The sequence below is a fragment of the Mycobacterium sp. 1423905.2 genome (assembly GCF_001673155.1).
In the GTDB taxonomy this organism is placed as follows: Bacteria; Actinomycetota; Actinomycetes; order Mycobacteriales; family Mycobacteriaceae; genus Mycobacterium.
The window spans coordinates 1-24,952 of record NZ_LZLE01000125.1; the positions used below are offsets into that span (position 1 = coordinate 1).

Here is a 24,952-nt window from a genome sequence, read left to right on the forward strand (position 1 = left end):
CCGGGGCGACTTCCGCGGACCAGGCGCGCCGCTCGGCGACCTGCTCTGGAATGTCGGTTTCCGAAGTCCGCGGCTGCATCTGATTCCGCCGCCGTGCCAGGCCGGTCCTGCCCCGTGGGGCTTCGGGCGAGCGCCCTGGGGCTGGGGGCCTCCCCCACCGCCCCCGCTGGGTTGGGGCGCGCCGCTCAGAGACGCATTGACGCCGTTCGGCGGCTGGGGACCGTGGCCGCCCCCGGCGGGTTGGGTGGCTCCCACGCTCAACTACCTGGGCTTCGACGTGCTGCCGGGGTGGGACCCGTACTACCAGCAGTGGGGGTTCTGGCTGTACGGGGTTTGGGTCCCGCTGCAGCCGTACTGACACCGCGACTTAAAGCGCCGACGTCACCAGCCGACGCCGATCTGTTGGCAGGTGGCCAGCACACCGCCGTATGCCACGATGCTGTCGGTCCAGGCGGCCTCGTCGTACTGGGTCCCGGGGCCGGGGCGCACGCTGGCGACGAATAACTGCATGTCGTCGACGTAACGCTGCAGCGCCCGAGTCACCAGCCGGGGTGGGGCCGCGTGCGCGTCCAAGGCTTGCTGGGTGCGGCGCGCCCAGTCCTGAGTGTCAGTGACGAACTTGGGCAACGCGCCGTCGCGTTCCGGTGAGCCCGCCTCACCGGTGGCCAAAAACGCGTTGCTGCGGTCGTCGTTCTCTTTCATCAACGGTCCGATCGCCTGACACAACGCCTTGTCCGCAACGGCCACCGGAGGCGGGTTCGGTGCGCTGGCCGCCGGCGTCGCCGTGGGTTGGGTCAGCAGCGAGATCAGGGACAACACCAGGGCGACCGTCGCCAACACGATGGCCAGCCCTACGCCCATGGTCGTCAAGGAAGGCCGACGACGTTGCGGGGGAACGACACTGAAGTCGGGTGGGCTGGCTTCGCGCGGCAAGGGTTCCGTTTGCGGAGGAACCGGATACCGGCCAGTCGTCCGACCGCTGCCACCAAACTCTTCACCGCGAGTACTCATGAAAAGCGAGCTTAGTGCGGCCAGCTTGACGGCGCGTAACCTCGTAATTGCCCGAGCAGTGCCCACATCCGTATCGAAGGAGCTATCCGATGACCGTATTCAGGGGTCTGATGGCCGGTGCTCTGCTGAGCACCATCGCCTCGGCAATACTCGCCATGCCGGTGGCCAACGCGGACCCATGTAATCAGACTGTGGGTCAATCGATCGACTCATACCTAACCCGGCATCCCGACGTGAAGCAGCAGTTGCAGTCCAAATCTCAGGCGGAGGGTGGCGGCGGCAACGTCATTGACTACCTGAATCGGCATCCGGATGTCCGGCAGCATCTGATCGACTTGTCGCAGCAGTGCACATCGTAGTGAGCGGGCGTCGTCTCTAAATGCTGTTGGCGACGCGCGGGAATGTTCGCCATTGACGAAAAAGTAGAACACGTTCTAGCGTCGAGGTCGTGTTCTCTGAACCTCTCACTGCAGCGATCGCGGAAGCAGAAAAGCTGGTCGCCGAAGCGCCCTTCATCGAGACCGAAGCCGACCTGCTGGAAGGGCTGCAGTACCTAGCCGGCTGCATCGCCGCCTGTACCCATCTGGCGTTCGACTACGAGCGCGACCACCCTTTCCTGCAGTCCGGTACCGGTCCGTTCGCCAAGATGGGCCTGGACAATCCGGACACCTTGTACTTCGGTACTCGGGTGCACGCCGACCACGACTATGTCGTCACCGGCCGGCGCGGAACCACGACCGACCTGAGTTTCCAGTTGCTCGGCGGCGAGTACACCGATGACAACGTGCCCGCCAGCCAGGCGGCGTTCGACGACCGGGAACTCGACATCGCCGAAGACGGCAGCTTCCAGTGGCGGGTGCGCCCGACCAGCAACGGCCAACTCGTGATCCGCGAGGTATACGGCGACTGGTCGCAGCAACGCGGCACGCTGGCCATCTCGCGGCTGGACACCGCGGGCACCGCGCCGCCGCCGCTGACTCGTCACACTATTGAAAAGCGTTACGCCACAGCAGGAAAGCAGCTCGTCAACCGGGTCAAGACGTGGTTGCAGTTCCCGCAGTGGTTCTATCTCGACATACCGGTCAACACCATGGTCGCGCCTCGGTTGACACCCGGCGGGCTGGCCACTCAATACTCGTCGGCCGGCCACTTCGAGCTGCGGCCGGACCAGGCGCTGGTAATCACCCTGCCGGTGACCGACGCTCCGTACCTGGGTTTCCAGTTGGGCAGCATGTGGTACATCTCATTGGACTACATCAACCACCAGACCTCGCTGAATGCCACTCAGGCACAACAGGATCCGGACGGCAAGATTCGCATCGTCGTCGCGGAGCAAAACCCTGGTGTGACGAATTGGGTGGAGACCGTCGGCCATCGGCGCGGCTTTCTGCAGTTCCGCTGGCAGCGGGTGTCGCGCCAGTTGAGCGAGGCCGACGGACCGACCGTCGAGCTGGTCGACGTGGACGCGATCCCGGCGTCACTACCGTATTTCGACCACAACAAGATCTCCGAAGACGACTGGCGCGCGCGAATCGCACTGCGCCAGCAGCAAATTGCGGCCAGGATGCTGGGGTGATCATGACAGGGATGCTAGACGGCAAGATCGTCGTCATCAGTGGTGTGGGCCCCGGGCTCGGCACCACGTTGGCGCACCGATGCGCCAACGCCGGCGCCGACCTGGTGTTGGCGGCGCGCAGCGCCGACCGGCTGGATGACGTCGCCAAACAGATCACCGACACCGGGCGGCGAGCCGTCGCCGTGCCCACCGACATCGTCGACGACGAACAGGTGAGCAACCTGGTCGACGCGTCGTTGGCGGCGTACGGCAAAGTCGACGTGCTGATCAACAACGCGTTCCGGGTGCCGTCGATGAAGCCGTTGGCAGGTACCACATTTCAGCACATCCGCGACGCGATCGAGCTCAGTGCGCTAGGGGCGCTGCGGCTCATCCAGGGGTTCACCTCGGCGCTGGCCGAGGCCCACGGCTCGGTCATCAACGTCAACTCCATGGTGATCCGGCACTCACAGGCCAAATATGGCGCCTACAAGATGGCCAAATCCGCCTTGCTGGCCATGTCGCACTCGCTGGCCACCGAGCTGGGGGAGAAGGGGATTCGCGTGAATTCCGTTGCCCCCGGTTATATCTGGGGTGACACGTTGCAGGCCTACTTCGAACACCAGGCCGGTAAGTACGGCACCACGGTGGACCAGATCTACCAGGCCACCGCCGCAAACTCCGACCTCAAGCGGTTGCCCACCGAGGAGGAGGTGGCTTCGGCCATCCTGTTCTTCGCCAGCGACCTGTCCAGCGGCATCACCGGCCAGACCCTGGACGTCAACTGCGGGGAGTACCACAACTGATGGCTGAGCGAACTGATGTAGGCACCGTCGAGGACCTGCACGCTTCAGCGACCAAGCTGGTCGGACTCGACGACTTCGGCACCGACGACGACAACTACCGCGAGGCGCTGGGCGTCTTGCTCGACTCCTACCAACGCGAGGCCGGGCTAACGGTGCTGGGCAGCAAGATGAATCGGTTCTTTCTGCGCGGTGCGTTGGTGGCGCGGTTGTTGTCGGAGGCTGCCTGGAAGCAGTACCCCCAACACGCCGACGTGGTGATAGGGCGACCGATCTTCGTCACCGGGTTGGTGCGTACCGGCACCACCGCGCTGCACCGACTCCTGGGCGCCGACCCGGCACACCAGGGTCTGCATCTGTGGCTGGCCGAGTTCCCCCAGCCACGCCCTCCCCGCGACACTTGGGAATCGAATCCGATGTACCGCCAGTTGGATGCGCAATTCACCCAGCATCATCAAGAAAATCCCGACTACACCGGCCTGCATTTCATGGCCGCCTACGAGCTGGAGGAGTGCTGGCAGCTGCTGCGGCAGTCGCTGCATTCGGTTTCCTACGAGACGCTGGCGCACCTGCCCAGCTACGCGCAGTGGTTGTCCCGTCAGGACTGGACGCCGTCCTATCAGCGGCACCGGAAAAACCTTCAGCTGATTGGACTCAACGACGCCGACAAGCGGTGGGTGTTGAAGAACCCAAGCCACCTGTTTGCCCTGGACGCGTTGATGGCGACCTATCCCGACGCACTGGTCATCCAGACGCACCGCCCGGTCGAAACCATCATGGCGTCAATGTGTTCGCTGGCCCAGCACACCGCGGAGGGCTGGTCAACCACCTTCACCGGCGCCCAAATCGGTGCGGACGCAATGGAAACCTGGTCCCGCGGTCTGGAACGCTTCAATGCCGCACGGGCCAAATATGATTCGGCTCAGTTCTACGACGTTGACTACCACGACTTGATCGCCGATCCGTTGGGGACGGTGGCCGACATCTACCGTCACTTCGGGATCACGCTGACCGACGAAGCCCGGCAGTCCATGGCCGACATCCATGCCGAGAGCAAGCAAGGACCGCGCGCCCCCAAACATTCCTACTCGCTGGCCGACTATGGGCTGACCGCCGAGGAGGTCAAGGAGCGGTTCGCCGGGCTGTAGTCCGGCGCTGCTGCGATCAGCTGCCTTGCAACTTCGGCATCTGCTGCGGGCAGTAGTCCTGGATACTCGCTCCGACGAAGTAGCCGGCGTGGTAGGCGGGCATCTCGCCCTTGTCCACCATTTCGGTCGCCATGTCCTTGGGCGACTTGCCGCTCTCCAGGTTTTGGCAAATCGCGTGAGCGGCCTGGATGGCGTAGTCGGCCGGTATGTGATCGGTGATGCCCTCGGAGCGAAGCGCGGCAAGGAATTTGGCATCGTTGGCGTCGGCATGAGCGGTCGAGACCGCGCCGAGCGGCCCAAGCACTCCGATGGCCACTGCTGCAATTAGGCGTTTACTCATCTGGAATTACCCCCTGAGTTCATCGCTGCTGCGGGTGATTTGGTGAGGCGTCGGCTCAGACAGCGCGCGGTGCAATCGCGCTAGCGATCTGACCTACTGTCATCGGCACGTCGCTCGCCGTAAACGGAAGTAACCTGCGCGCGCGGCTGCCACACCGGCACCGGCCCAAATTCGCGTGTTATGCACCCATCGTTAACTGCCGGTTCGACTGCGTCAGTCGCCGGTAAGGTGCTCGATGATCCCTTCAGCGACAGCGTGTTCGATGCTGTCGCTCAACCGTGGGCAAGCTTTGGCCCGGGCGGTCTCCCCGCCGGCGGCCCGGATTTCGGCGAAGTGCGCGCAGCGCTGCGACGCTTCGGAATTCCACTGCACCGCAGTGTGACCCGGCCCGAGCTTGCGCACCGTCACCGTGACATGACAAAACCGGCAGTCCACCGGTTGCAGGCCGGCCGTGAGGTAGCGTTCCCGGTCGGCGCGGCTGGCTTCGGCCACGGCGGCGGCACGTTGGGGATCGTCGGCGAAGTCTCTGGACTTCGACCAGGATCCAGACCCGCCTTCGCGTGCGGGCGTCTCCTCGTGAGCGTGATGGTCACCGTGCAGCAGCAGCATCGATCGGGCTAGCTGATCGACGTCGGGAACTTGCTGCTCATCAGCCATGTCGGCTAGTGCTGCTCCGCCGGTACGTCTTCGGATTCCCTGGCCTTGAGGTTCTGCTCCACCTCGGCGTTCCAGAACTCGTTGGCTCGGGTGGTGTCGACCTCGATTTCGAAGCGTTCCACCATCTCGGGTTGGATGTCGGCGACGTCGACATAGAACTGCTGGTACCAGCGACGCAGCTGATACACCGCGCCGTCCTCTTCCACCAGTAGCGGATTGTCGATGCGCGTCTTGTGTTTCCAGATCTCGACGTCCTGCAGGAAGCCCTTGCTGACGCCTTCGGTGAATACCCGGGACAACTTATCGGTCATCGCTTCGTCCATGCCCTTGGGCTTTTCGACGATGACGCCCCACTGCAAGACGAACGAATCCTGGGTGACCGGGTAATGACAGTTGATCAGGATCGACTCGGCCTTGTAGTCACCGTAGCGATTGTGCAGCCAGTTGATCATGAACGACGGGCCGAAGTAGGACGCCTCGGAGTCCAGATGCGCTTCGCCGTAGGAGGTCCCCAAGTCGTTGACGTCAGGCCGGCCCACGTTGTGCAGGTACTGCGAGGCGATGTGGCCCTCGAAGACGTTCTTGAAGTACGTCGGCAACCCGAAATGGATGTAGAAGAAGTGCGCCATGTCGGTGACGTTGTCGATGATGTCGCGGCAGTTGGAGCCCTCGATGAGGATGCGGTTCCACCGCCAATCGGTCCACTCGCCGCTGGTGTACTCGGGGATTTCCGGAATGCGGACGGCGGGGTCCGGCGGGTTGCCTTCGTGGTCGTGCCAGACGAACAGCAAGCCGCTGCGCACATCCGTGGTCCAAGAGCGGGTGCGGGCCGTTTTTGGGGTGCGTTTGGCGTACGGCACCAGTTTGCAGCGCCCGTCACCGCCCCAGCGCCAATCGTGGAAGGGGCAGGCGATCTCGTCGCCCTTGATGGTGCCTTCGGACAGGTCGCCCCCCATGTGCCGGCAGTAGCCGTCGAGAACCTTGAGGTCACCGTGGGAGTCGGCGAAGACCACCAGCTTGGTGCCGAACGCCTGAATCGCGTGCGGCTTGCCGTCCTGGAAGTCCTTGGCCACGCCCAGGCAATGCCAGCCACGGGCATATCGGGTCGGCAAGGTGCCGGAATCGATTTCCCGGATGCCGACCGCTGCACTGTCGGTACTCACCTGTCACCTCCAACTCGGTCCTCTAACTAGAACACGTTACAGTTTTTCAGCAGTAGCGCGCAACGAGGCGGGTCTGGCCCTGGCAAACGCGCGAAGGGCGGTATATCTAGACGATGCCACTGTTTGCTTTCGAGGGTCGCGCGCCGCGCGTCGACCCCACCGCGTTCGTGGCCCCGACCGCCACTTTGATCGGCGACGTCATTGTTGAGGCGGGGGCATCGGTCTGGTTCAACGCCGTACTACGCGCCGACTACGCGCCGATCGTGGTGCGCGAAGGTGCCAATGTGCAGGACGGGTCGGTGCTACACGCCCCACCAGGCATTCCGGTCGACATCGGTCCCGGCGCGACGGTGGCACACATGTGCGTCATCCACGGCGTGCACGTGGGTCCCGAGGCGTTGATCGCCAACCATGCGACGGTCCTGGACGGCGCGGTCATCGGCGCGCGCAGTCTGGTGGCGGCGCATTCCCTGGTGGTTGCGGGCACCAAAATCCCGGAGGGCGTGCTGGTGACGGGCGCCCCTGCGAAAGTGAAGGGGCCGATCGCGGGAACCGGCGCCGAGATGTGGGTCAAGGTCAACCCGCAGGCCTACCGCGACCTCGCTCAGCGGCACCTGGCCGGGCTGGAGCCGATCTAAAGTTCGCCGACCGGGCGCACTTGCCTGGCGATCCATTCGTCGATGTAGCTCATGGTGATCGGCAGCGCCGCACCGTAGAACACCAGGTGATCGGACCCCGGGATCTCCACGTAGCTGGCATTCGAATACCGGCCGGCGATCCGGCGTGCCAACCGCGGCGGCACGATACGGTCCCTTTCGCCGGCGACGACAAGCATGGGCCCGGGGACCACGCCGGGGTCGACCTTGGCCGCCCCGGCGCGGTCCAGCCACGGCATCGCCAGTTCGAAGAACAGCACCCGCCCGGACTCGCAGACCAGGTCGGTGAAAGCCTGACGCGCAACGTCTTCGGTTTGGGCGGTTGCGACGGCGCGACGGAACCGTTGCCACGTCGGTGGGTGAACTGGTTTCGCCCATGGGCGTGGCTGCACGGCATGCGCCATCGCGATCCCGAGTGTCGTTCGGTTCAGGCCAGACGGGCCCACTGACGATGGACACGCCGCGATCACGCCGGCATGCGCGGCGCGAGCGGCCACCAGCTGAACCAGTAGACCGCCCAGTGAATGGCCGACCAACAGCGCCGGGGAGTCGAGCGAGCAGACCAGGCTCGATAGATCAGCGACGTAGTCGCGAATGCTCAATCGCGCAATCTTCTCCGCACCCTCGGCCAACGGAAGCTGGTGATGTCGGAGGGTTGGCGTGTGGACCGTGAAGCCGCGGTCCTCGAAGGCCGCCCGGGCGGGGGCCCACTGCGCCCCTCGGCTCCACGAGCCATGGACGAGAACGACGTGCTTGGCGGACACAGAGACAAGGGTGACAGCAGATGTGCCGACTGGGAACTGCTATACCTTGCGGGCGCTCGCCGCGGCCCGGTCCATCTCCCAAAAGGCACGCAATGCCACCAACTTGCCCTCGTCGTTGGCTTTGTAGGTGAACACGCCTTCGGCGGTGATCTGGTAGTCACCGGAGGTGATGAGAATGTGGCCGACGTTGGCTTCCTCGTTGCCGCACTGGTAGGTGTCGCGGAAGACGAATTCGATCTTGGTGGTAGGGGCAATGGCGGTGTCCCAAAACGCCGAGATGGCGTCGCGGCCGCGGTGTCCCTTACCTTCCGGGTCGAAGGCCGACGGGCCGATGGGATCTTCGACGATCGCGTCGTCGGCGAATACCGCCAGCCAGGCTTCCTTGTCCCGGGCCATGACCGCGTCACGGGAGCGGCGGCCCGCCTCGTGCGCGGGATGCTTGGTCTGCGTAGGAGCGCTCATGCGTCCTGCCAGCCCGAGTGAATGTAAGTGTCGGCGAAGCGCTTCATCGAGTCCTGCTTCTTGTCCAGCGGAGCGTCAAAGCTCAATCCGTCGAAAACCCACGGGATCACGATGTTGTCGGTGACTCCGAGATCGGCGAGTTCACGATGTCCGTCGACGCCGAACTTGTCGATACACACCGCCTGGAATTCGAAAGGCTGGTCTTCCCGGCCGAATTCGGCGCGCAGCTTGTTCAGCTTGCCGATGGTTTCACCGAGTTGTTCGGCGGTCATCATTGCGCTGGTCCAGCCGTCGCCGACGCGCGCCGCGCGGCGCAACGCCACATCGGTGTGTCCACCGACGTAGAACGGCACCGGCTTGCTCGGCGCGGGACTCATCTGTAACCGGTCGAAATTGTAGAACTCGCCGTGAAATTCGACCATGCCGCCGGCCAGCACCAGCTTGATCACTTCGATCATTTCGTCGACCCGCGCGCCGCGACGCTTGTACGGCACTCCGCACCACTCGAATTCTTCTGGCGCCCAGCCGATGCCGACACCGAAGCCGAATCGGTTGTTGGTGAGGTTGGCGACTGAGCCAACCTGTCGGGCGAGTAGCAAGGGATTACGCGAGCCGAGTTTCATCACATTGGTGTAGAACCGCAGCGTCGAGGTGACCGCGCCCATGGCGCCCGCGGCAATCAGCGGGTCGACCCACGGAGTGTTCTCGTCCCACATCCGCGACCCGTCGGGGGTGTACGGATAGTCGGCGGCGGCCTTCTCCATGTAAAACAGCGAATCCGGCAACGCGATGTTGTCGAACCCGACTTCTTCTGCGGTTTTGGCGATCTCGACCAGTTGGTCGATCGGACCCATCGCAATGCTGCAGGTGTACTGCATCCGGGTCACGGTTTGTCCTTCCCGACCACCCACATGGAGTAGTACTGCGAACCCCCGCCGTAAGCGTGACCGAGCGCCTTTCGCACATTAGGAACTTGGTGGTCCCCACCCTTGTCCATCACCTGGATCGCCGCCTCCGCGAAGCGGATCAAGCCCGACGCCCCGATCGGGTTGGACGACAGCACCCCGCCGGACGGGTTGACCGGCAGCCGACCTCCAATGGCCGTCTCGCCCGCTTCGGTCAGTTTCCAGCCTTCACCCTCGGCGGCGAAACCGAGGTTTTCCAACCACATCGGCTCGAACCAGGAGAACGGCACGTATATCTCGGCAGCGTCGATCTCGTCGATCGGGCTGGTGATTCCGGCCGCCTTCCACAAAGCGGCGGCGGCGTCCCGACCCGCCTGCGGACTGACCTGGTCGCGGCCGGCGAACGCCAATGGCTCGGTGCGCAGCGCGGTGGCGTGGATCCACGCCACCGGACGCCCCTGTGCCAACTGGGCGTCGGCGATCTCCTCGTTACCGATCACCACCGCGCAGGCACCGTCTGACGACGGGCAGGTCTCGTCGTAGCGGATCGGGTCCCACAGCATGGGAGAGGACATCACCTTCTCGACGGTGACGTCGGGTTGCTGCAGGTGGGCCAACGGGTTTCGGCTGCCGTTCAAGCGGTCCTTCACCGCCACCATGGCCCCGATGTGAGTCGGTGCTCCGGAGCGGCGGATGTAGGCGCGCACGTGCGGAGCGAAGTAGCCACCGGCGCCGGCGCCGACGGGCTTGATGAAGGGGATCGGAATCGACAACGCCCACATGGCGTTTGACTCCGACTGCTTCTCCCAAGCCATCGCCAGGACGCGGCGGTACTTCCCGGACTGGACCAGGCTGGCGGCGACCACTCCGGTGGAGCCGCCGACCGAACCGGCGGTGTGCACCCGAATCAGCGGCTTGCCGCTGGCGCCCACCGCGTCGGCCATGAACAGCTCGGGCATCATGACACCCTCGAAGAAGTCGGGCGCCTTGCCGACGACGACGGCGTCGATGTCGTCGAAGGTGGACCCGGAATCCTCCAGCGCGCGGTCGATGGCCTCGCGGACCATTCCGTTCATCGACACGTCTTGACGTTTGGCGACGTACTTGGTCTGCCCGGTGCCAAGTACCGCGGCAAGTTGTGCCCCTGCGCCGGCCATCAGTTCTTCCCTTCCATCACCGCGACCAGGTTTTGTTGCAGCGCCGGCCCGCTGGTGGCGTGTGCCAGCACGCGCTTGGCCGACCCGTTCCAAATATGTTGTGCCGCAAAGCCGATGCGTTCCAGGCCGGCGACGAACATGGGGTTGGCCGCCAAGGCGCCCCCGGACGGGTTGATCTTCGTGGCCCCGGGCAGCCGGATCGCTTCGGCGACGATCAGGTGCTGGTGGGTGAACGGTGCGTGGATCTCGGCCACCTCGATGGTGCGCACGTCATCGTTCGTCGCCGCCCTTGCCGCCGCCTGCGTGGACGGCGATTCGGTCAGGTCGCGCACACCCAGCGCCGGGGACTCGATGCGGTGTTCGATTCCGGTGATCCAAGCTGGGTTTTCCCGCAATTCGCGGGCACGGTCGTCGGCGGCGAGCACGATGGCCGCGGCGCCGTCGGTGATCGGTGCGATGTCGTGGCGGCGCAGCGGCTCGGCGAAGAACGGCCGTTCCAGCAGATCGTCGATGCTGATCGCCGGCTCGACGGAGTCGACCCGGCGGGCGTTGGCGAAGGCATCAAAGGCCACCCGCGCCATCTGCTCGTAGCTCCACTTGTCGGCGTCGAGCCCGATGCGGGCTTGCAACCCGGCCATCGAGACGGAGTCGGGCCACAGCGGTGCGACGGTGTAGGGGTCGGTCTGGCGGGACAGGATGCGGCGCAGCACGCCGGCCGAGGACTTCCCGAAGCCGTACACCAGCGCGGTGTCGACTTCGCCGGTGAGGATCTTGATGTAGGCCTCGTACAGCGCCCAGGCGGCGTCCATCTCCACATGTGACTCGTTGATCGGCGGCACGGCGCCGATCGAGTCGATCGCCGAGATAAACGAAAAAGCGCGTCCGGCAAGGTAATCCGAGGACCCGGAACACCAGAAGCCGATGTCGCCTTTGGTGATGCCGAGGTCTTCGTAGAGCTGTGCGAAACATGGCATCAACATTTCGACGCCGTTGGTGGTGCCGTCGGTGCGGCGTACGTGTGGGGCGTGGGCAAAGCCGACGACCGCGACGTTGCGAGCGCTCATGGGTAAGTAAGCCCTTTACAGGTGGTGGCGGTAGGTGTCGTAGTCGGCGTCGGGTTCGCCGGTGGGCCGGAAGTATTCGATGTTGTCGATGCCGTATCCCCACTGGTCGCGGGGTTTCCATACCGCCTCGACGCGCATGCCCATCCGGACCTCATTTGCGTCGACGTCGGCGACCAAGTGCAAGAACGGGATGTCGGCGCCGTCGAGAAGCACATAGGCGGCCACGTATGGCGGCTTGATGCGCTGGCCCTGGAACGGGATGTTGATGATGGCGAACGTCGTAACCGTGCCCTTGTCCGGCAACTCGACGAACTCGGTGGTGGGTTGCCCGGTGGCGGGATCGGCGCCGTGCGGCGGGAAGTACACCTTGCCTTCTTCGCCGTCTGCCCCTTTGGTGCGCGCACCCAGCAGTTTGCCCTCGGCGATGGCCCGTAGGTACGCGCTTTCCTCATGGGAGGCGGTGTGCTGGATCGTCATGTGGATCGGCGTGATGATCATCGACACCGGATCCTGATCGTTGGCTTTCTCGCTCACCGGTTCGGCTTCGCCGCCGAGTGCGAAGTACGCGATGTCGGTGATGGCGCCCACCGTTTCGTCGGCCCAATGCACGTGGACCCGGGTGCCGGTCTTGATCGCCTCCGGCGTACCGGCGTCCACCGCGTGCATCAGCGGGGTGTCGGCGCCGTCGAGTTTGATCAGTGCCCAGGCGAACGGTCGGTCCAGCGGCTGGCCTTCCAAGGGCTCGGGCTGCCAGGTCCAGGAGACCACCGTGCCGACGCTGGACACCGGTACCATCTCGCCCAGCGGTTCGTAGGTAACCGGGTCGTATTCCGGTGGTGGGACATGTACCCGCCCATCGGTTCCTCGCACTCCCAAGATGTGGCGGTCGCGCAATGCGGTAAAGAATTTACCTAACGTCGGACCCACCGAACGGGTGTAGTCGAAGGACAATGTCAACGGCGCTGAAAGGGGCGGCTCACGGTGATCGATCAGGCCCGGGCCGCTCGAACTGGCTGTCACGCCTTCGAGTAGAACAGGTTCTAAGAACGGTTTCAACATCGGTTCACAACGGTGTGTTCTCCCGCCGGGAAAGGTACTAATCATGAAGCTCGGATTGCAGCTGGGGTATTGGGGCGCCAAGCCGCCGGAGAACGCCGCGGAGTTCGTCGCCGCCGCCGAAGAGGCGGGGTTCGACGCCGTCTTCACCGCCGAAGCCTGGGGATCTGACGCCTACACCCCGCTGGCTTGGTGGGGGTCGTCGACGCACCGGGTTCGCCTGGGCACTTCGGTGGTGCAACTGTCCGCGCGAACCCCGACGGCCTGCGCGATGGCGGCGTTGACCCTGGATCACCTCAGCGGCGGCCGGCACATCCTCGGCCTGGGCGTGTCCGGTCCGCAGGTGGTCGAGGGTTGGTACGGGCAACCCTTCCCCAAGCCGCTGGCCCGGACCCGGGAATACATCGACATCATTCGCCAGGTGTGGGCCCGGGAGAAGCCGGTGACCAGCGCCGGCCCGCACTACCCGCTGCCCCTGACCGGCGAGCGCACCACCGGCTTGGGCAAGGCGCTCAAGCCGATTACCCACCCGCTGCGCGCCGACATTCCGATCATGCTCGGCGCTGAGGGCCCGAAGAATGTAGCGATGGCCGCCGAAATCTGTGACGGATGGCTGCCGATCTTCTACACACCGCGCATGGCCGACATGTACAACGAGTGGCTGGACGAGGGCTTCGCGCGTCCAGGAGCCCGGCGCAGCCGCGAAGATTTCGAGATTTGCGCGACGGCGCAAGTGGTAGTCAGCGACGACCGGGCGGCCGCTTTCACCGCGATCAAGCCTTACCTGGCGCTGTACATGGGCGGCATGGGCGCGGAGGACACCAACTTCCACGCCGACGTCTACCGGCGGATGGGCTACGCGCAGGTGGTCGAAGACGTCACCAAGCTGTTTCGGTCCAACCAGAAGGACAAGGCCGCCGAAGTCATCCCGGACGAGCTGGTCGACGACGCCATGATCGTCGGCGATCTCGACTACGTCCGTAAGCAAATCAAGGCCTGGGAAGCCGCCGGGGTGACCATGATGGTGGTCGCGGCCCGCAGCGTTGAGCAGGTCCGGGAGCTGGCGGCGCTGGTTTAGCCGGTCCTTGCCAGGCGATTAGAACGCGTTCTAGATTGGCCGGGTGCGTTCAGAGCGCGTGTGCGTCGCCGAAGGTCATCTCCACGTTGGCCGCCGACTGGGACGCCAACGCGCGCTTGGGCAAGCCCAGCGATGCCAGCTCGTTGGCGTAGGGGTGATCGCCCAAGTGCATCCGCGCGCCACCGAGCCGGGCCCGCAAGCCGGACATCTTCATCTCCCAGGGGATCTCCCGGGTGACACCGTCGAGGTGGGAATAGGTCTTGAGCACCTGCGTGCCGCGGGTCGGGACGGGCAAGCCGCGGCTGAACTCGATGCCGGCGATCAGCTGGCCGTCGGTGCTGACGTCGAAGCTGAACTTCGAGCCCTCGCGAACACTGAAGTCCGCCATGATCTTCGGGAATCCCCAAATGGTGCGGCCGGCTTCCAGCGTGAACGACTGGTCTACCGGCAGGTGGTGGATGAACGCCGCGGCCTTGGCGAGCGCGGCCGGACCGCGGGCGTGCGAGCCGTGTGGATTCACCATGATCGCGGTACCGTACTCGTGGTACTTCCCGAGGTCTCCGTCGACGTAGCGCACCAGCATCTGCATGACGATCGCCTTGCCCGGCAGGTATTCGCACACTTCGAGCCCGCTGTAGTCGACGAGGCGCTGTGCGGCAGCGGCGGACACGGAGAACATCCCGGAATGAACATTGGCCACGCGGATGCGAACCGGCATGGTGAGCACCGTGCCGGCGATGGTGTGTTGCGAGACAGGCATAACGCTCACTGTAAACCGGAGGATTGTGATGACTGAAGTGGTGGCCGAAGCCGCATCGGAGACCAGACCAGACGTCGATCTGACTGACGGCACGTTCTACGGCAGTCGCAAAGCGCGCGAGGCGTATCGCTGGATGCGGGCGAACCAGCCGGTTTTTCGCGATCGCAACGGCCTGGCCGCCGCCTCGACCTATCAGGCCGTCATCGATGCCGAACGTCAGCCCGAACTGTTCTCCAACGCCGGCGGTATCAGGCCGGACCAACCGGCCATGCCGATGATGATCGACATGGACGACCCGGCACATCTGTTGCGGCGCAAGCTGGTCAACGCCGGCTTCACCCGTAAGCGGGTCAAGGACAAAGAGGAATCGATTGCCGCCCTGTGTGACGCGTTGATCGACGCGGTGTGTGAACGCGGCGAGTGCGACTTCGTTCGGGACCTGGCCGCGCCGCTGCCCATGGCGGTGATCGGGGACATGCTCGGGGTGCGTCCGGATCAGCGCGACATGTTCCTCAAGTGGTCCGACGATCTGGTGACGTTCCTGAGTTCCCATGTGTCCGAAGACGATTTCCAGGTCACTATGGACGCGTTCGCCGCGTACAACGAATTCACCCGGGCCACGATCGCGGCGCGGCGAGAAGAGCCCACCGACGACTTGGTCAGCGTGTTGGTGAGTTCTGAGGTCGACGGCGAGCGACTCAGCGACGACGAACTGATCATGGAAACGCTGCTGATCCTGATCGGCGGCGACGAGACCACCCGACACACGCTCAGCGGCGGCACCGAACAGCTCCTGCGCAACCGCGACCAATGGGACCTGCTGCAGCGCGATCCGTCGTTGCTGCCTGGTGCCATCGAAGAGATGCTGCGCTGGACCGCGCCGGTGAAGAACATGTGCCGAATGTTGACCGCCGACATGGACTTTCACGGCACGGCGCTGCATGAAGGCGAGAAGATCATGCTGCTGTTCGAGTCGGCGAACTTCGACGAAACGGTGTTCACCCATCCGGAGAAATTCGACATTCAGCGAAACCCGAACAGTCATCTAGCGTTCGGCTTCGGCACCCATTTCTGCCTGGGCAATCAGCTGGCCCGCTTGGAGCTGACGCTCATGACGGCACGGGTGCTGCAACGACTGCCGGACCTGCGGCTGGCCTCCGAGGACGCGTCGTTGCCGTTGCGGCCGGCGAACTTCGTCAGCGGGTTGGAGTCGATGCCGGTGGTGTTCACCCCCACCAAGCCGCTGAGCTGACTCCAATTCCTCGCCGAGCAGACGCAAAATCGCATGAATCGGCGGCAATCCGTGCGATTTTGCGTCTGCTCGCGGTAGCGGGTCTCGCGCTAGGGGAGTCGCGCGCTAGCGGTTTTGGAAGTTGGGCTTGCGCTTCTCGGCGAACGCGCGGGGGCCTTCTTTGGCGTCGTCGGACAAGAACACACTGATGCCGATCTGGGTGTCGATCTTGAACGCCTCGTTCTCGTGCATGCCCTCGGTTTCCCGGATGGTCTTCAGGATCGCCTGCACGGCTAAGGGCCCATTGTTCTCGATCAGCTCGGCGATCTCCAACGCCTTGGTCAGCGCCTGTCCGTCGGGCACCACGTGACCGATCAGACCCATTTCCTTCGCCTCGGGAGCGGTGATGTGCCGGCCGGTCAGCAGTAGGTCGCACGCGACGGTGTAGGGGATCTGGCGCACCAGCCGCACCGCCGACCCGCCCATCGGGTAGAGGCTCCACTTGGCCTCCGAGATACCGAACTTGGCGCTTTCACCGGCGATGCGGATGTCGGTGCCCTGCAGGATCTCGGTGCCGCCCGCGATCGCGGGCCCTTCGACGGCGGCGATCAGTGGTTTGGTGAGCCGGCGACCCTTCAGTAGAGCGTCGATGCGTGACGGGTCGTAGCTGCCGTCTTTGAAGGACTCACCCGGCGGCTTCTTGGTTGCGGCCTTGAGGTCCATGCCCGCGCAAAAGTAGCCACCGGCCCCGGTGAGGATGCAGCAACGGATGTCTGGATCGTTGTCGACGCGGTCCCAGGCTTGCACCATGATTTCCATCATTTCCGTGCTCAGCGCGTTACGAGCTTGGGGTCGGTTCAGGGTCACGATGAGGGTGTGACCGCGCTGTTCCACCAAGGCATCGGGCTCGGAGGGGGCCGACTCAGTGTTTGCTGGCGCCTCTACCACGGCTACCGCCTTTCGCACGACAATGGGCATGAGCTTGTCAGGAAATGTAACACGTTCTAATTTAGTGCCGTGGCCCTGAATATTGCTGATCTTGCTGAGCACGCCATCGACGCTGTGCCGGACCGTGTCGCCCTGATCTGCGGTGACGAGCAGTTGACCTACGCCGAGCTCGAGGAGAAGGCCAACCGCCTCGCCCACTACCTCATCGAGCGAGGCGTCAAGAAGGACGACAAGGTCGGACTCTACTGCCGCAACCGCATCGAGATCGTCATCGCGATGCTCGGCATCGTCAAGGCCGGCGCGATTTTGGTCAACGTCAACTACCGGTATGTCGAGGGCGAACTGCGCTACCTGTTCGACAACTCCGACATGGTCGCCCTGGTCCACGAGCGCCAGTACTCCGATCGGGTCGCCAACGTGCTGCCCGAGACGCCCAACGTCAAGACCATCCTGGTCATCGAGGACGGCAGCGACAACGACTACCAGCGCTACGGCGGCGTCGAGTTCTACTCCGCGTTCGCCGACAGCTCACCCGAGCGTGACTTCGGCGAGCGCAGCGCCGATGACATCTACCTGCTCTACACCGGCGGCACCACCGGGTTTCCCAAGGGCGTGATGTGGCGCCACGAGGACATCTACCGGGTCTTGTTCGGCGGAACAGACTTCGCCACAGGCGAATTCATCAAGGATGAGTACGACCTGGCCAAAGGCGCCGCGGCCAATCCGCCGATGGTCCGCTACCCCATTCCGCCGATGATCCACGGCGCCACCCAGTCGGCGACCTGGATGTCGATCTTCTCCGGCCAAACCACCGTACTGGCACCGGAATTCAACGCCGACGAGGTATGGCGCACCATCCACAAACACAAGGTCAACCTGCTGTTCTTCACCGGTGACGCGATGGCCCGCCCCTTGCTCGATGCGCTGCAGAAAGACAACGACTACGACCTGTCGTCGCTGTTCTTGCTAGCCAGCACCGCGGCGCTGTTCTCCCCCAGCATCAAGGAGAAACTGCTGGAGCTGCTGCCGAATCGGGTTATCACCGACTCGATCGGCTCCTCGGAGACCGGGTTCGGTGGCACCAGTATCGTCGCCTCGGGTGCCCCGCACAGTGGAGGTCCACGGGTGAGCATCGATCACCGCACCGTCGTCCTCGACGAGGACGGCAACGAGGTCAAGCCCGGCTCGGGCGTGCGCGGCTTCATCGCGAAGAAGGGCAACATTCCCGTCGGCTACTACAAGGACGAGAAGAAGACGGCCGAGACGTTTAAAACCATCAACGGTGTGCGCTACGCGATTCCCGGGGACTATGCGCTGGTCGAAGAAGACGGCACGGTCACAATGCTGGGCCGCGGGTCGGTCTCGATCAACAGCGGCGGGGAGAAGATCTACCCCGAAGAGGTCGAGGCGGCGTTGAAAGGACACCCCGACGTGTTCGACGCGCTGGTCGTCGGTGTGCCCGACGCGCGGTACGGCCAATGCGTGGCCGCCGTCGTGCAACCTCGCGAAGGGAGCCGGCCTTCGTTGGCTGACTTGGACACTTTTGTGCGTTCGGAGATCGCCGGATACAAAGTGCCGCGCAGTCTTTGGTTGGTCGACGAGGTGAAGCGGTCGCCGGCGGGCAAGCCTGACTACCGCTGGGCCAAGGAGCAGACCGAGGCGCGCCCAGCCGACGACGTGCACGCCGCCCACGTGGCATCGGGTGCGTGACAGGCGACTTCGTCAAGCAGCACCCGGATGCGCCCGCTGGATACTTCGCCTGGGAAGCGGCAGGGCTGCAATGGCTTTCGGATGTCGAGGGCGGTGCGCCATGCGCGGACGTCGTTGCGGTTGACGCGACGCGGTTGACGCTGCGGCGGCTCGATTCGGTCCCCCCGACCGTTGCCGCGGCACGCGCTTTCGGCAGCCGGCTGGCCGTCACTCATAACGCCGGCGCTCCCGCATTCGGCGCGGGGCCGGACCGATGGGACGGGCCGGGATTCTTCGGACCGTTGTCTCAGCCGCTGCCCATGTCCCTGCGTCGGCACCAACGCTGGGGGGATTTCTATGCCGACGAGCGGCTGGCGCCCATGGCCGACCTGGCGACGGCGGGCTTGGACGCCTCGACCCGCGCGGGCATCGAGACGGTGATGGCCCGCTGCCGCGCCGGTGACTACGACGACGACGACCAGCCGGCGCGGCTGCACGGGGATTTGTGGGGCGGCAACGTGATGTGGACTCCCGACGGCGTGGTGCTGGTCGACCCGGCCGCGCACGCGGGTCACCGCGAGGCCGATTTGGCGATGCTGGCCCTGTTCGGGTGCCCGCACTACGAGGCGGTCATCGACGGATATCAGGACGTGCACCCTCTGCGGCCTGGTTGGCGCGGCCGCATCGGACTGCACCAGCTGTATCCGCTGCTCGCCCATGTTGTGCTGTTCGGCGGTGGACATGCACGGCGGACGAGTCAAGTCGTCCGCGCGGTGTTGGACGCCTGACGGCCCGCCTCCTCCTCGCTCCGCTCCGCGGCGCGCATCGTCGGCGGGCTAGTGTCCGATGGCCCGCCTCCTCCTCGCTCCGCTCCGCGGCGCACATCGTCGGCGGGCTGGTGCCCGATGGCCCGCCTCCTCCTCGCTCCGCTCCGCGGCGCGCATCGTCGGCGGGCTAGTGTCGAAGCCGCAATGACGACGATCGACGTGTGGATGCAACACCCGACTGCGCGGTTCCTACGCAGCGACATGCTTGCCTCGCTGCGCCGCTGGACCGGTGGCACCATCCCGGACGGCGACATCCCACTGGCGGTGACGCTCGCGGCGATGGACGCCGCCGATATCAGCCTCGGACTGCTCAGCGCATGGCGGGGTCCCAACGGGCAGGATCTGATCTCCAACGACGAGGTCGCCGAATGGGTCGGTGCCCACCCCGACCGGTTCAAAGGACTGGCGACCGTCGACCTGGACCGCCCGATGCAGGCCGTCCGCGAGCTGCGCCGGCGGGTCGGCGAAGGATTCGTCGGGCTGCGCGTGGTGCCCTGGCTGTGGGACGCACCGCCCACGGACCGGCGCTACTATCCGCTGTTCGCCCAATGTGTGGAGTCGGACGTCCCGTTCTGTACGCAGGTCGGGCATACCGGTCCGTTGCGACCGTCGGAGACCGGGCGTCCCATTCCCTACATCGACCAAGTCGCGCTGGACTTCCCCGAACTGGTCATCGTGTGCGGACATGTCGGTTATCCCTGGACTGAGGAGATGGTCGCGGTGGCCCGCAAGCACGAGAACGTGTACATCGATACCTCCGCCTACACCATCCGGCGCCTGCCCGAAGAGCTGATCAGATTCATGAAAACCGGTACCGGGCAACGCAAAGTCTTGTTCGGCACCAATTACCCGATGATCGTCCCTGAGCACGCCTTAGCGGGTCTCGAGGAGTTAGGGCTGAGCGATGAAGCGCGCCACGACTTCCTGCGCGGCAACGCTCAACGAATCTTCAAAGTGGAGGCAACCCCGTGAACGGTGCTCAAGCGCTGATCAACACGTTGGTCGACGGTGGGATCGACGTGTGCTTCGCCAATCCCGGCACCTCGGAGATGCATTTCGTCGCGGCGCTGGACACCGTCGCCCAAATGCGCGGTGTGCTCACCCTTTTCGAAGGGGTCGCGACCGGAGCGGCCGACGGCTATGCACGCATCGCCGACCGCCCGGCGGCGGTACTGCTGCACCTTGGCCCCGGCCTGGGCAACGGCCTGGCGAATCTGCACAACGCACGTCGCGCCCGGGTGCCCATGTTGGTCGTCGTCGGCGATCACGCGACCTATCACAAGAAATACGACGCCCCGTTGGAATCCGACATCGACGCGGTCGCCGGCACGGTTTCGGGATGGCTGCGCCGCAGCGAGACCGTCGGTGAGGTCGGCGCCGATGCGGCTGAGGCGGTGGCCGCCAGCCGGACCGGCTCGCAGATCGCCACGCTGATCCTGCCCGCCGACGCGTCCTGGTCCGACGGCGCGCAGCCGGGTAGTCCGCTGACGCCCCAACCCGTTACAGCCAATGACAACGTAGCGTCAGTAGCCGAACTGCTGCGCTCGGAAGAGTCGACGACGATCCTGATCGGGGGAGACGCCACCCGCGGCCCGGGACTGTCCGCCGCCGCGCGCATTGCCGCAGCGACCGGGGCCCAGTTGTTGTGCGAGACGTTCCCGACTCGCCTCGAGCGCGGCGCCGGTGTGCCGGCCGTCGACCGGTTGGCCTACTTTGCCGAGGCGGCCAGCGCGCAGTTGAACGGCTCCAAGCACCTGGTGCTGGCCGGTGCCAAGTCGCCGGTGTCCTTCTTTGCCTACCCCGGCATGCCGAGCGACCTGGTACCGGCGGGATGCGAGGTACACCCGCTGGCCGAAGCTTCCGGTGCCGCAACGGCTTTGCTTACTCTGGCAGACAAACTGGCGCCTGGGACGATGGCGCCGCTGGCTCCCGAGTCGCGCCCGCAACTACCGGCGGGCGCGTTGACTTCCGCGTCGGCGGCCGACGTGATCGGCGCGCTGCTGCCCGAACGGGCAATCGTCGTCGACGAATCCAACACTTCTGGCCTGCTCTTAGCGCAAGCCACCGCCGGAGCGCCGACACATGACTGGTTGACGCTGACTGGCGGGGCGATCGGTTACGGCATCCCGGCCGCGGTGGGCGCCGCTATCGCCGCCCCGGACCGGCCCGTGCTGTGCCTGGAATCCGACGGCTCTGCCATGTACACGATTTCGGGGCTGTGGACTCAGGCCCGGGAGAACCTCGACGTGACCACTGTGATCTACAACAACGGCGCATACGACATCCTGCGGATCGAACTGCAGCGCGTCGGCGCCGGGTCCGCGCCCGGCCCCAAGGCGCAGGATCTGCTCGACTTGAGCCGTCCAGCAATGGATTTCGTGAAGATCGCCGAAGGCATGGGGGTGCCGGCGCAGCGGGTGAGCACTTGCGAGGAGTTGGCCGAGGCGCTGCGCGCCGCGTTGAGCGAACCGGGCCCGCACCTGATCGACGCGGTGGTGCCTTCCCTTCTGGGCTGACGGTTGTTATCCCGCGATTTCGCCGAGATGATCCCAAAGCCACTGGGACAGCTGATCGATGGCTGCGACTCCGGCCTCGAAGGTAGCGGCATCGGCGGCCAGCGCGACGCCTACGGGTCCCGGCGCGGCGGGCACGATGCCGAACTGCCGAACCAGGTAATCCCGGTCCCTCCCCGGCCCCCAACCGCCTTTGGCGCTCACGCCTTTGGCGGCCAGCCCCCAGCGTTGCTCGTCGACGAGCCGGCGCATCAAGTCCACGACGATGTCTGCGCCGGAGACACCGCTGATGTTGGCGGCGAAGCGCGCCTGATTGGCCAGTGTCCATTCGGTCTGCCCGAAAGGGGTGTAGCCGGGCCGAAGTCGCTGTGACTCGACATTCGTCTCGGTGTCACCAGCGGCTTGGAGCACGGCCTGTACGGCGCGGGCGGCGTCACGAGGGTCGCCGAGCAAGGACCACAATTGCTCGGAGGCCGGATTGTCGGACTCGGTAATTGCCTTCTCCGCCAGATCTCTTGCGCGAGAAGCGTTGCTGCGCAGCGCAGCGATGGCTACGGGCACCTTGATCGTGGACCAGGCCACGCCGGTCGACCACCGGCCCAGCGACCACACGTGGTCTGCGCCCGGTGTGGCCACAGCGACGCCCACGGTAGCCGGGATGGCCTTGGCCAGTTGGTCGAAGTCGGCCAAGAGTCCTGGCTGTGGAGACGGAAGAGACATCCTCGCAGTTACCGCGGAATCGGGAATACCGGGTCGGGGCAGTCGACCCCTTCGGCCGACAGCTGACGTTTGAGCACCTTGAACGTCACGGTTCCCGGCAGTGCGGCGCTGACCCGCACGTAGGCCGGCCACTGCTTGGGCCCGAGGTCGGGTTGCTCGGCGAGGAAGGCCCGGAACTTCTCGGCGTCGAACTCCGCGCCCGGGGCTAGCACCAGCGCGGCCATCACCTGGTCACCGACCACCGGATCGGGTACCGCATACACCGCAACCTCAGCGACCTCCGGATGACGCAACAAGACCCGCTCGATCGGCGCGGTGCCGAGGTTCTCGCCGTCGACCCGCATCCAATCACCCAACCGGCCAGCGAAGTAGACGTATCCCGCCTCGTCCCGGTAAGCCAAATCACCACTGTGGTAGACACCGCCGGCCATCCGCTGCGCCTCGGCCGCCTCGTCGTTGTAGTAACCCTCGAAACGTCCGCGGCCCGCGGTATTCACCAACTCGCCGACCACACCGGCCGGACAGGGCTCTCCAGTACCGGGGTCGACGATCCCGATGCCGTCGGGCAGCGGCCCCAGCGAACCGGGCGGAGTATCAGGGGTGCGGGCGATCGCCACCCCACCTTCGGTGGAGCCGAACCCGTCTTGCACGACACACCCGAACCGGCGGGCGAAACGCTCGAGATCGGCGGTCACACCTTCGTTGCCGTATACCGCGCGCAGTGGATTGTCCGCATCGTCGGGTTGTTCCGGAGTCGAGAGCACGTAGGACAGCGGCTTGCCGACGTAGTTGGCGTAGGTGGCGCCGTAGCGGCGCACATCAGGCAAGAACTGCGACGCGGAGAACTTGCGCCGCAACGCCATCGAGCCTTGGCAGGCCGCGGCCACCGCCCAGCCGACCAACACGGCGTTGGAGTGGAACAACGGCATCGACACGTAGCAGACATCGTCGCGGCCGAGGTCGAAGCGTTGCGCCATCGCCGTCCCGGCGATGGCCACCTTGCTGTGGCTGCACTTCACCGCCTTGGGGTCACCGCTGGTGCCCGAGGTGTAGATCAACATGAAAAGGTCCGTCGGCGAGGCGGATTGGAAGTGCAGCTCGGCATCCGATTGCGCGGCCACCTCATCTGCCCATTGCCGGGAATCGACATCGACGAAATCAATACCGTCCAGGGCGGCCGCCGATTCCGAGTCGGCAAGGACCAATTGGCAGTCGGCACGCTCGATATCACGGACCAGCGCGGCGCCGCGCCGTACCGGATTGAGCCCTACCGGAACGATTCCGGACATCCCTGCGGCAATCAGCGTCGCCGAGAAAAACGGTGTGTTCTGCAGCAACACACCGACGTGCGGCGGGCGCGACGGGTCGAGCCGCGCACGTAATGCAGCGGCGATCGCGGCACCGTGTCGCAGGTGATCGCGCCAGCTGACGAACGAGTCCTCGAAGTAGACACCGCGGTCGTCGATTTCGGCGAGCGGCACCAGCAGTGTGGTGACGGTCAGGTCATCCATTCGCCGTTCCCCACGGTCTCGAATGTGAAGCTGTCTTCACGTTCGGACGCGAGCGTGCGTCTGGCCTCACGCTCGGCGGCCGACTAAGCCGGTGTCTCGGCCAGTTCACGACCGATGCGCCGCAGTTGCCCGGTGGCCCCACCGAGAGCGAACTCGATCTCTTTTGCGGCCAGGAAATACCGGTGCACCGGATGATCGGTGTCGACGCCGACACCACCGTGCACGTGCACGATGGTGTGGGCCACCCGGTGACCGGCGTCGGCGGCCCAGAACGCCGCACTGGCGACGTCGATGTCAGCGGGCACATCCTCCGACACCCGCCAGGCCGCTTGGGTGAGCGTCAAGCGCAACCCCTTGACGTCGATGTAGCCGTCGGCCAAACGTTGTGACACGGCCTGGAAGGACCCGATGGGACGATCGAATTGCTCACGCGTGCGGGCGTATTCGGCGGTCATCTGCAGGCCCCGCTCCAGCACGCCGAGCTGGTAGGCGGTGCGGCCCAGCGTGGCCAGAGTGCTCAGCCAGGTCACGACCTCACCGCCGCCGACGCGGCGCGCGCCGTCGACCTCGGTACCGTCCAGCGCCAGATGCCCGACGCTGCCCAGCCCCGTGGTCTGCAGCGCAGTCACCGTCACCCCGGGGTCAGCGGCGGAGACAAGGAAAACTGCGGGGCCCGAATCCGTTTCGGCGGGCACCAGAAAAGCGTCTGCCACCGGTCCGTAACCGACCTGAGTGCGAGTGCCGGTAAGCCGGAAACCGTCCCCGGCGCTGGCGGCCTGTACCGGCCCCTCACCCATTTCACCGTCGAGCGCAACAGAGAGTATCTTTTCGCCCTTGACCGCCGACACGCCCCAATCCTGTTGCAGCTCATCGGATCCGAACCGGGCCAGGGCGCCAGAACCCAGCACCACCGACTCCAGGTACGGCACCGCGG

At 65.2% G+C, this 24,952-nt stretch carries 26 protein-coding genes and 1 pseudogene; 12 read left to right on the top strand and 15 right to left on the bottom strand.

Features of this window, described 5'->3' with window-relative positions:
• A pseudogene (locus A9W95_RS27195) lies at positions 1 to 358 on the top strand (hypothetical protein); the annotation flags it as partial.
• 23 nt (positions 359 to 381) lie between these two features.
• Here A9W95_RS27195 and A9W95_RS06855 read toward each other — a convergent pair.
• Positions 382 to 861, bottom strand: a complete 480-nt coding sequence (locus tag A9W95_RS06855; protein ID WP_082982942.1) for a hypothetical protein — start codon at positions 859 to 861, stop codon at positions 382 to 384.
• Between the two features lie 239 nt (positions 862 to 1,100).
• On the opposite strand from A9W95_RS06855, the gene A9W95_RS06860 reads away from it, so the two are divergent.
• The 4 genes from A9W95_RS06860 (at position 1,101) to A9W95_RS06875 (ending at position 4,517) form a co-directional block, all read left to right on the top strand.
• Positions 1,101 to 1,370 carry a hypothetical protein gene (locus A9W95_RS06860; protein WP_067410030.1) on the top strand — a complete coding sequence of 90 codons (270 nt, stop codon included), beginning with the start codon at positions 1,101 to 1,103 and terminating at the stop codon, positions 1,368 to 1,370.
• An 89-nt stretch (positions 1,371 to 1,459) separates the two neighbouring features.
• Positions 1,460 to 2,587: a hypothetical protein gene (locus tag A9W95_RS06865; protein ID WP_067410032.1), complete on the top strand. Its 1,128-nt coding sequence runs from the start codon at positions 1,460 to 1,462 to the stop codon at positions 2,585 to 2,587.
• Between the two features lie 2 nt (positions 2,588 to 2,589).
• Complete coding sequence (locus tag A9W95_RS06870) at positions 2,590 to 3,372, top strand: SDR family oxidoreductase (protein ID WP_067410075.1); 783 nt, start codon at positions 2,590 to 2,592, stop codon at positions 3,370 to 3,372.
• A complete protein-coding gene (locus tag A9W95_RS06875) occupies positions 3,372 to 4,517 on the top strand; it encodes a sulfotransferase (protein WP_067410035.1) in 1,146 nt (381 codons plus the stop codon). Before A9W95_RS06870 ends, A9W95_RS06875 begins: the two co-directional genes overlap by 1 nt.
• Before the next feature lie 16 nt (positions 4,518 to 4,533).
• Here the strand turns inward: A9W95_RS06875 and A9W95_RS06880 are convergent, their stop codons facing one another.
• From A9W95_RS06880 to A9W95_RS06890, 3 genes are all read right to left on the bottom strand, one after another.
• Positions 4,534 to 4,857 carry a DUF732 domain-containing protein gene (locus A9W95_RS06880; protein WP_067410038.1) on the bottom strand — a complete coding sequence of 108 codons (324 nt, stop codon included), beginning with the start codon at positions 4,855 to 4,857 and terminating at the stop codon, positions 4,534 to 4,536.
• Between the two features lie 213 nt (positions 4,858 to 5,070).
• Positions 5,071 to 5,514, bottom strand: coding sequence for a hypothetical protein (locus A9W95_RS06885; protein WP_067410041.1), 444 nt, complete (start codon positions 5,512 to 5,514; stop codon positions 5,071 to 5,073).
• Positions 5,515 to 5,519: 5 nt separating this feature from the next.
• Positions 5,520 to 6,677, bottom strand: a complete 1,158-nt coding sequence (locus tag A9W95_RS06890; protein ID WP_067410043.1) for a Rieske 2Fe-2S domain-containing protein — start codon at positions 6,675 to 6,677, stop codon at positions 5,520 to 5,522.
• Between the two features lie 113 nt (positions 6,678 to 6,790).
• Between A9W95_RS06890 and A9W95_RS06895 the strand changes: the two genes are divergently transcribed.
• The gene (locus A9W95_RS06895; protein WP_067410045.1) at positions 6,791 to 7,315 is read left to right on the top strand and encodes a gamma carbonic anhydrase family protein; all 525 of its coding nucleotides are present in this window, start codon (positions 6,791 to 6,793) and stop codon (positions 7,313 to 7,315) included.
• Here A9W95_RS06895 and A9W95_RS06900 read toward each other — a convergent pair.
• The 6 genes from A9W95_RS06900 to A9W95_RS06925 are packed head-to-tail and all read right to left on the bottom strand — an operon-like array spanning position 7,312 to position 12,705.
• A complete protein-coding gene (locus A9W95_RS06900; protein WP_067410046.1) occupies positions 7,312 to 8,097 on the bottom strand; it encodes an alpha/beta hydrolase in 786 nt (261 codons plus the stop codon). The two genes, A9W95_RS06895 and A9W95_RS06900, sit on opposite strands and share 4 nt — an antisense overlap.
• A gap of 39 nt (positions 8,098 to 8,136) precedes the next feature.
• Positions 8,137 to 8,559, bottom strand: coding sequence for a nuclear transport factor 2 family protein (locus tag A9W95_RS06905; protein WP_067410047.1), 423 nt, complete (start codon positions 8,557 to 8,559; stop codon positions 8,137 to 8,139).
• The gene (locus tag A9W95_RS06910; RefSeq protein WP_067410076.1) at positions 8,556 to 9,437 is read right to left on the bottom strand and encodes a TIGR03619 family F420-dependent LLM class oxidoreductase; all 882 of its coding nucleotides are present in this window, start codon (positions 9,435 to 9,437) and stop codon (positions 8,556 to 8,558) included. The genes A9W95_RS06905 and A9W95_RS06910 overlap by 4 nt, the downstream gene beginning before the upstream one ends.
• A 5-nt stretch (positions 9,438 to 9,442) precedes the next feature.
• On the bottom strand, positions 9,443 to 10,621 hold the full coding sequence (locus tag A9W95_RS06915; protein ID WP_067410049.1) for a thiolase domain-containing protein: 1,179 nt from the start codon (positions 10,619 to 10,621) through the stop codon (positions 9,443 to 9,445).
• Positions 10,621 to 11,685: a thiolase domain-containing protein gene (locus tag A9W95_RS06920; RefSeq protein ID WP_067410052.1), complete on the bottom strand. Its 1,065-nt coding sequence runs from the start codon at positions 11,683 to 11,685 to the stop codon at positions 10,621 to 10,623. Before A9W95_RS06920 ends, A9W95_RS06915 begins: the two co-directional genes overlap by 1 nt.
• Positions 11,686 to 11,700: 15 nt before the next feature.
• The gene (locus tag A9W95_RS06925; RefSeq protein WP_067410054.1) at positions 11,701 to 12,705 is read right to left on the bottom strand and encodes a Zn-ribbon domain-containing OB-fold protein; all 1,005 of its coding nucleotides are present in this window, start codon (positions 12,703 to 12,705) and stop codon (positions 11,701 to 11,703) included.
• A gap of 82 nt (positions 12,706 to 12,787) precedes the next feature.
• On the opposite strand from A9W95_RS06925, the gene A9W95_RS06930 reads away from it, so the two are divergent.
• Positions 12,788 to 13,819, top strand: coding sequence for an LLM class F420-dependent oxidoreductase (locus A9W95_RS06930; RefSeq protein WP_067410056.1), 1,032 nt, complete (start codon positions 12,788 to 12,790; stop codon positions 13,817 to 13,819).
• 49 nt (positions 13,820 to 13,868) lie between these two features.
• Here the strand turns inward: A9W95_RS06930 and A9W95_RS06935 are convergent, their stop codons facing one another.
• The gene (locus A9W95_RS06935) at positions 13,869 to 14,579 is read right to left on the bottom strand and encodes an acetoacetate decarboxylase family protein (protein WP_067410058.1); all 711 of its coding nucleotides are present in this window, start codon (positions 14,577 to 14,579) and stop codon (positions 13,869 to 13,871) included.
• 28 nt (positions 14,580 to 14,607) lie between these two features.
• Here A9W95_RS06935 and A9W95_RS06940 point away from each other — a divergent pair, with 28 nt between their 5' ends.
• Positions 14,608 to 15,831 (top strand): cytochrome P450, encoded by a 1,224-nt coding sequence (locus A9W95_RS06940; protein ID WP_067410060.1) that lies wholly within the window; start codon positions 14,608 to 14,610, stop codon positions 15,829 to 15,831.
• 105 nt (positions 15,832 to 15,936) lie between these two features.
• Here A9W95_RS06940 and A9W95_RS06945 read toward each other — a convergent pair whose 3' ends face one another.
• The gene (locus A9W95_RS06945; protein WP_067410077.1) at positions 15,937 to 16,758 is read right to left on the bottom strand and encodes a crotonase/enoyl-CoA hydratase family protein; all 822 of its coding nucleotides are present in this window, start codon (positions 16,756 to 16,758) and stop codon (positions 15,937 to 15,939) included.
• Positions 16,759 to 16,827: 69 nt separating this feature from the next.
• Between A9W95_RS06945 and A9W95_RS06950 the strand changes: the two genes are divergently transcribed.
• From A9W95_RS06950 to A9W95_RS06965, 4 genes are all read left to right on the top strand, one after another.
• Complete coding sequence (locus A9W95_RS06950) at positions 16,828 to 18,468, top strand: acyl-CoA synthetase (RefSeq protein ID WP_067410062.1); 1,641 nt, start codon at positions 16,828 to 16,830, stop codon at positions 18,466 to 18,468.
• Positions 18,465 to 19,235 carry a fructosamine kinase family protein gene (locus tag A9W95_RS06955; protein ID WP_067410065.1) on the top strand — a complete coding sequence of 257 codons (771 nt, stop codon included), beginning with the start codon at positions 18,465 to 18,467 and terminating at the stop codon, positions 19,233 to 19,235. Before A9W95_RS06950 ends, A9W95_RS06955 begins: the two co-directional genes overlap by 4 nt.
• Before the next feature lie 183 nt (positions 19,236 to 19,418).
• Positions 19,419 to 20,246, top strand: coding sequence for an amidohydrolase family protein (locus A9W95_RS06960; protein WP_067410067.1), 828 nt, complete (start codon positions 19,419 to 19,421; stop codon positions 20,244 to 20,246).
• Positions 20,243 to 21,790, top strand: coding sequence for an acetolactate synthase large subunit (locus A9W95_RS06965; RefSeq protein ID WP_067410068.1), 1,548 nt, complete (start codon positions 20,243 to 20,245; stop codon positions 21,788 to 21,790). Before A9W95_RS06960 ends, A9W95_RS06965 begins: the two co-directional genes overlap by 4 nt.
• Before the next feature lie 6 nt (positions 21,791 to 21,796).
• Here A9W95_RS06965 and A9W95_RS06970 read toward each other — a convergent pair whose 3' ends face one another.
• The 3 genes from A9W95_RS06970 to A9W95_RS06980 all read right to left on the bottom strand — a co-directional run.
• On the bottom strand, positions 21,797 to 22,507 hold the full coding sequence (locus tag A9W95_RS06970) for a serine hydrolase (protein WP_067410070.1): 711 nt from the start codon (positions 22,505 to 22,507) through the stop codon (positions 21,797 to 21,799).
• 8 nt (positions 22,508 to 22,515) lie between these two features.
• A complete protein-coding gene (gene fadD17, locus A9W95_RS06975) occupies positions 22,516 to 24,018 on the bottom strand; it encodes a long-chain-fatty-acid--CoA ligase FadD17 (RefSeq protein ID WP_067410072.1) in 1,503 nt (500 codons plus the stop codon).
• Between the two features lie 83 nt (positions 24,019 to 24,101).
• Positions 24,102 to 24,952: acyl-CoA dehydrogenase family protein (locus A9W95_RS06980; protein ID WP_067410078.1), on the bottom strand; the 851-nt coding region annotated here is incomplete at its 5' end.

Excerpts from the sequence above, each read along its gene's own strand:
- A9W95_RS06930 (WP_067410056.1), top strand. The coding sequence starts at position 12,788 with ATGAAGCTCGGATTGCAGCTGGGGTATTGGGGCGCCAAGCCGCCGGAG.
- A9W95_RS06880 (WP_067410038.1), bottom strand. The coding sequence starts at position 4,857 with ATGAGTAAACGCCTAATTGCAGCAGTGGCCATCGGAGTGCTTGGGCCG.
- A9W95_RS06910 (WP_067410076.1), bottom strand. The coding sequence starts at position 9,437 with ATGCAGTACACCTGCAGCATTGCGATGGGTCCGATCGACCAACTGGTC.
- A9W95_RS06875 (WP_067410035.1), top strand. The coding sequence starts at position 3,372 with ATGGCTGAGCGAACTGATGTAGGCACCGTCGAGGACCTGCACGCTTCA.
- A9W95_RS06870 (WP_067410075.1), top strand. The coding sequence starts at position 2,590 with ATGACAGGGATGCTAGACGGCAAGATCGTCGTCATCAGTGGTGTGGGC.
- A9W95_RS06885 (WP_067410041.1), bottom strand. The coding sequence starts at position 5,514 with ATGGCTGATGAGCAGCAAGTTCCCGACGTCGATCAGCTAGCCCGATCG.
- A9W95_RS06970 (WP_067410070.1), bottom strand. The coding sequence starts at position 22,507 with ATGTCTCTTCCGTCTCCACAGCCAGGACTCTTGGCCGACTTCGACCAA.
- A9W95_RS06915 (WP_067410049.1), bottom strand. The coding sequence starts at position 10,621 with ATGGCCGGCGCAGGGGCACAACTTGCCGCGGTACTTGGCACCGGGCAG.
- A9W95_RS06940 (WP_067410060.1), top strand. The coding sequence starts at position 14,608 with ATGACTGAAGTGGTGGCCGAAGCCGCATCGGAGACCAGACCAGACGTC.
- A9W95_RS06895 (WP_067410045.1), top strand. The coding sequence starts at position 6,791 with ATGCCACTGTTTGCTTTCGAGGGTCGCGCGCCGCGCGTCGACCCCACC.
- A9W95_RS06905 (WP_067410047.1), bottom strand. The coding sequence starts at position 8,559 with ATGAGCGCTCCTACGCAGACCAAGCATCCCGCGCACGAGGCGGGCCGC.
- A9W95_RS06860 (WP_067410030.1), top strand. The coding sequence starts at position 1,101 with ATGACCGTATTCAGGGGTCTGATGGCCGGTGCTCTGCTGAGCACCATC.
- A9W95_RS06960 (WP_067410067.1), top strand. The coding sequence starts at position 19,419 with ATGACGACGATCGACGTGTGGATGCAACACCCGACTGCGCGGTTCCTA.
- A9W95_RS06920 (WP_067410052.1), bottom strand. The coding sequence starts at position 11,685 with ATGAGCGCTCGCAACGTCGCGGTCGTCGGCTTTGCCCACGCCCCACAC.
- A9W95_RS06855 (WP_082982942.1), bottom strand. The coding sequence starts at position 861 with ATGGGCGTAGGGCTGGCCATCGTGTTGGCGACGGTCGCCCTGGTGTTG.
- A9W95_RS06935 (WP_067410058.1), bottom strand. The coding sequence starts at position 14,579 with ATGCCTGTCTCGCAACACACCATCGCCGGCACGGTGCTCACCATGCCG.
- fadD17 (WP_067410072.1), bottom strand. The coding sequence starts at position 24,018 with ATGGATGACCTGACCGTCACCACACTGCTGGTGCCGCTCGCCGAAATC.